Below are 4,825 nucleotides of genomic sequence, written 5' to 3'. Positions count from 1 at the left end.
CGCATGACCGGCCCGTACACGCACAGGAGGACCGCCGTGCGTGACGCCGCCAGCCGCCGCCGGGCCGTGGTGATCGGTGGTGGCCTCGCCGGCGTCACCGCGGCGCTGCGACTGGCGGACGCGGGCGTGGCCACCACCCTCCTGGAGTCACGGGCACGGCTCGGCGGGCTCGCCTTCTCCTTCCGGCGCGACTCACCCGCCGGCCCGCTCAGCATCGACAACGGGCAGCACGTACACCTGCGTTGCTGCACCGCCTACACCTGGTTCCTGGACCGGATCGGCGGCAGCGGGCTCGCTCCGCTGCAGCGCCGGCTGGACGTGCCCGTCCTCGACGCGGCTCCCGCCCGGCCCCGGCTGGGCAGGCTGCGCCGCACCGCCCTGCCCGTACCGCTGCACCTCGCCGCCGGCCTGGCCGGATACCGCCACCTCTCGCTCGCCGAACGGGCCGCCGCCGGCCGTGCCGCACTCGCTCTGCGAGAGCTGGACCCGGCCGACCCGGCCCTGGACGGCGTCGACTTCGCCACCTGGCTGCACCGGCACGGCCAGTCCGGCCGCGCCGTCGAAGCCCTGTGGGATCTGGTGGGCACCGCGACCCTCAACGCCCGCGCCCGGCACGCCTCCATGGGCCTGGCCGCCATGGTCTTCAAGACCGGACTGCTCTCCGCCCCCGGCGCCGCCGACATCGGCATCTCCCGGGTACCGCTGGGCCACCTCCACGACACCTTGGCCCACGCGGCACTCGAGGAGGCGGGCGTGCGCACGGTCACCCGGGCCAGGGCCCGGACCATCGGCCCACGGGCCGGCGGCGGCTGGCGGGTGATCGCCGGGCACGGGCAGGCGGTCGCCGAGGAGTACGAAGCCGACGCGGTCGTACTGGCCGTACCGCAGCGCGAGGCGCACGCACTGCTGCCCGCCGGCGCGCTGTCCGACCCCGGCCGGCTCCTCGACATCGGTACGGCGCCGATCCTCAACCTGCATGTGATCTACGACCGGAGAGTGCTGCGCCGCCCCTTCTTCGCCGCACTCGGCTCGCCGGTGCAGTGGGTCTTCGACCGTACGGTCCCATCCGGGCTGGCGAGCGGCCAGTACCTCGCCCTCTCCCAGTCCGCCGCGCACGACGAGATCGACGAGCCGGCAGCCGCGCTGCGCGCGCGCTATCTGCCGGAGCTGGCACGGCTGTTGCCCGCCGCGCGGGGCGCGGCCGTGCGCGACTTCTTCGTCACCCGGGAGCGCACCGCCACCTTCGACCCGCGTCCCGGCGTCGGCCGGCTGCGCCCCGGGGCACGTACCGGGGCTCCCGGTGTCCACCTCGCCGGAGCGTGGACCGATACTGGCTGGCCGGCGACCATGGAGAGCGCTGTACGCAGTGGGGCGACCGCCGCCAGGGAAGCCCTCACCGTCATGGGCCGCCCGCACGACAACGATCCAGTGCCCGGCATCACAGGAAGGGCGGTGGCATGACCAGCCTCGACGCGGCCACCCGCATCAGCACCACCGGCACCACCGGCACCACCAGCACCGGCACGAACAGCACAGAACGCAGAGGAGACCCCGTGACCACGGCGAACCCGCAGACCGTCGTCGACAACACGAGCGTCAGCGCCCTGCTGGAGCGCGGACGCAGGCTCGCCACGCCTGTGCTGCGCGCTGCCGTGGACCGGCTCGCGCCGCCGATGGACACCGTCGCCGCGTACCACTTCGGCTGGATCGACGCGGAGGGAAGGCCCTCCGACGCCGACGGCGGCAAGGCCGTACGCCCCGCCCTTGCCCTCCTCTCGGCGGAGGCCGCGGGAGCCGCACCCGAGACCGGGATCCCGGGTGCGGTCGCGGTCGAGCTGGTGCACAACTTCTCGCTGCTGCACGACGACCTGATGGACGGCGACGAGCAGCGTCGCCACCGGGACACGGTCTGGAAGGTGCACGGCCCCGCCCAGGCGATTCTCGTCGGTGACGCTCTCTTCGCGCTCGCCAACGAAATACTGCTGGAGCTGGCCACCGTCGAGGCGGGCCGCGCCACCCGCCGCCTGACCCTGGCCTCCCGCAGGCTCATCGACGGTCAGGCACAGGACATCTCCTACGAGCACCGCGAGCGGGTCACCGTCGAGGAGTGCCTGGAGATGGAGGGCAACAAGACCGGTGCCCTGCTGGCCTGCGCGGTCTCCATCGGCGCGGTGCTGGGCGGTGCCGATGACCGTACCGCCGACGCCCTGGAGTCCTACGGCTTCCACCTGGGACTGGCCTTCCAGGCCGTCGATGACGTGCTGGGCATCTGGGGCGACCCGGAGGCCACGGGCAAGCAGGCGTGGAGCGACCTGCGGCAGCGCAAGAAGTCGCTGCCGGTGGTCGCCGCGCTCGCCGCTCAGGGCCCGGCCACCGCACGGCTGGCGGAGCTGATGGCGGCCGACGCCAAGAAGAGCCAGGCGGAGTTCGAGGACTTCGACGAGGCGGAGTTCGCCGCGCGCGCCGAGCTGATCGAGGAGGCCGGCGGCCGGGAGTGGACGTCTCAGGAGGCGCAGCGCCAGCACGCCACGGCCCTCGCGGCGCTCGACCCCGTCGACATGCCGGGCCAGGTGCGCGATCAGCTGACCGCGCTGGCCGACTTCGTCGTCGTACGGCAGCGATGAACCCCACGCGCCGGCACTGACCGGGCACTTCGAAAGGGACGAGATGACAGCGACAGCCGACGGCGGCACCGGGGCCGCGGAGACCGGCACACTCTCCCGCACGAAGCGCACCGGCCCGGACCCGGCACCGGATTCGGCGCGGGAGAGCCTGCGGGTCCGGGTGGAGCGGACGACCGGCCGTGCCGTCGAGAACCTCCTCGCCAGGCAGCATGCGGAGGGCTGGTGGAAGGGCGACCTGGAGACCAACGTCAGCATGGACGCCGAGGACCTGCTGCTGCGCGAGTTCCTCGGCATCAGCGAGCCGCGGACCATCCGGGACGCTGCCCGCTTCATCCGCTCCCAGCAGCGCGCGGACGGCACCTGGGCCACCTTCCACGGGGGTCCCGGCGAGATCTCCACCACCATCGAGGCGTACGTCGCGCTCAGGCTCGCCGGAGACGCCCCGGACGCCCCCCACATGGCGCGGGCCGCCGCCTGGGTGCGCGAGCAGGGCGGCGTCGCCGCCGCCCGGGTCTTCACCCGGATCTGGCTGGCGCTCTTCGGCTGGTGGCGCTGGGAGGACCTGCCCGAACTGCCTCCCGAGATGATCTACTTCCCGAAGTGGTTCCCGCTCAACATCTATGACTTCGGCTGCTGGGCTCGGCAGACCATCGTGCCGCTCACCGTGGTCTCGGCGAAGCGTCCCGTCCGCCCGGCGCCCTTCTCTCTCGACGAGCTGCACCAGGACCCGTCCTTCCCCAGCCCGCCGCGCCCGATGGCGCCGGCCACCAGCTGGGACGGTGTCTTCCAGCGCCTCGACCGGGCCCTGCACGGCTACCGCAGGATCGGCTCACGGGCGCTGCGCCGGGCCGCGCTCCGGAACGTCGGGCGCTGGATCATCGAGCGGCAGGAGAACGACGGATGCTGGGGCGGCATCCAGCCGCCCGCCGTCTACTCGCTGATCGCGCTGCACCTGCTCGGCTACGACCTGGACCACCCGGTCATGCGGGCCGGGCTCGAATCCCTGGACCGCTACACCGTCCACCGCACAGCTGCCGGAGAAGCCGCGGCCGGGCGGATGGTCGAGGCGTGCCAGTCCCCGGTCTGGGACACCTGCCTGGCCACCATCGCCCTCGCCGACGCCGGACTGCCGGCCGACCATCCCGCGCTGGTCAAGGCCGCCGACTGGATGCTCGGTGAGCAGGTCATGCGCCCCGGCGACTGGTCCGTACGCAGGCCTCACCTGCCGCCCGGCGGCTGGGCGTTCGAATTCCACAACGACAACTACCCGGACACCGACGACACCGCCGAGGTCGTCCTCGCACTGCGCCGGGTGCGGCACCACGACCCGGCGCGGGTGGAGAGGGCCGTGCGCCGCGCGGTGCGCTGGAGCATGGGCATGCAGTCACGTAACGGCGCCTGGGCCGCCTTCGACGTCGACAACACCAGCCGCTTGCCCAACCGGCTGCCCTTCTGCGACTTCGGCGAGGTCATCGACCCGCCCTCCGCGGACGTCACGGCCCACATGGTGGAGATGCTGGCCGCCGAGGGGCACCGGGACGACCCGCGCCTGCGCCGGGCCGTGGCCTGGCTGCTCGCCGAACAGGAGGCCGACGGCTCCTGGTTCGGCCGCTGGGGTGTCAACTACGTGTACGGCACAGGGTCGGCCGTCCCCGCCCTCACCGCCGCCGGCCTGCCCGTTACCCACCCGGCGATCCGGCGGGCCGTCAGCTGGCTGGAGAGCGTGCAGAACGAGGACGGCGGCTGGGGCGAGGACCTGCGCTCCTACCTGCACGGCCGCGAACGGGCCACGCTCGGTGCCTCCACCCCCTCGCAGACCGCCTGGGCGCTGCTCGCCCTGCTCGCGGCGGGGGAACGGGCCTCCACGGCCGTCGAACGCGGCGTCGGCCGGCTCGCCGAGACCCAGCGCGAGGACGGCTCCTGGGACGAACCCCACTTCACCGGCACCGGCTTCCCCTGGGACTTCTCCATCAACTACCACCTGTACCGGATGGTCTTCCCGGTCACCGCACTCGGCCGCTATCTGCACCCCGGCGCTCCCGCGGCTCCCGGCAGCGGGCGGACGGACGTCGGATGACGGACCGCGGCGGTCCGCTGCTGATCGCGTGCGCGCTGGGCATCGAACGCCTCGCGCTGCGCGACGGCAGCAGCCGGGGCGCAGCGGGTCAGCACGGTGACCGGCCCGGCGGGCCGGTCACCGT

Annotated in this window: 3 protein-coding genes; all 3 read left to right on the top strand. The window is 73.6% G+C overall.

Going from position 1 to position 4,825, the window contains the following annotated elements; genetic code table 11:
* Positions 1-3: 3 nt before the first annotated feature.
* Positions 4-1,461 (top strand): hydroxysqualene dehydroxylase HpnE, encoded by a 1,458-nt coding sequence (gene hpnE / locus ACRDP3_RS09690; RefSeq protein WP_431516461.1) that lies wholly within the window; start codon positions 4-6, stop codon positions 1,459-1,461.
* Positions 1,462-1,553: 92 nt separating this feature from the next.
* Positions 1,554-2,624 (top strand): polyprenyl synthetase family protein, encoded by a 1,071-nt coding sequence (locus ACRDP3_RS09685; RefSeq protein ID WP_431516460.1) that lies wholly within the window; start codon positions 1,554-1,556, stop codon positions 2,622-2,624.
* Positions 2,625-2,667: 43 nt separating this feature from the next.
* Positions 2,668-4,701 carry a squalene--hopene cyclase gene (gene shc, locus ACRDP3_RS09680; RefSeq protein ID WP_431516459.1) on the top strand — a complete coding sequence of 678 codons (2,034 nt, stop codon included), beginning with the start codon at positions 2,668-2,670 and terminating at the stop codon, positions 4,699-4,701.
* Positions 4,702-4,825: the final 124 nt, after the last annotated feature.

This window comes from Streptomyces sp., assembly GCF_050698815.1.
Classification (GTDB): Bacteria; Actinomycetota; Actinomycetes; order Streptomycetales; family Streptomycetaceae; genus Streptomyces.
Note: the sequence above shows the minus strand (reverse complement) of the source record. Positions and strands in the feature narration are given on the sequence as shown.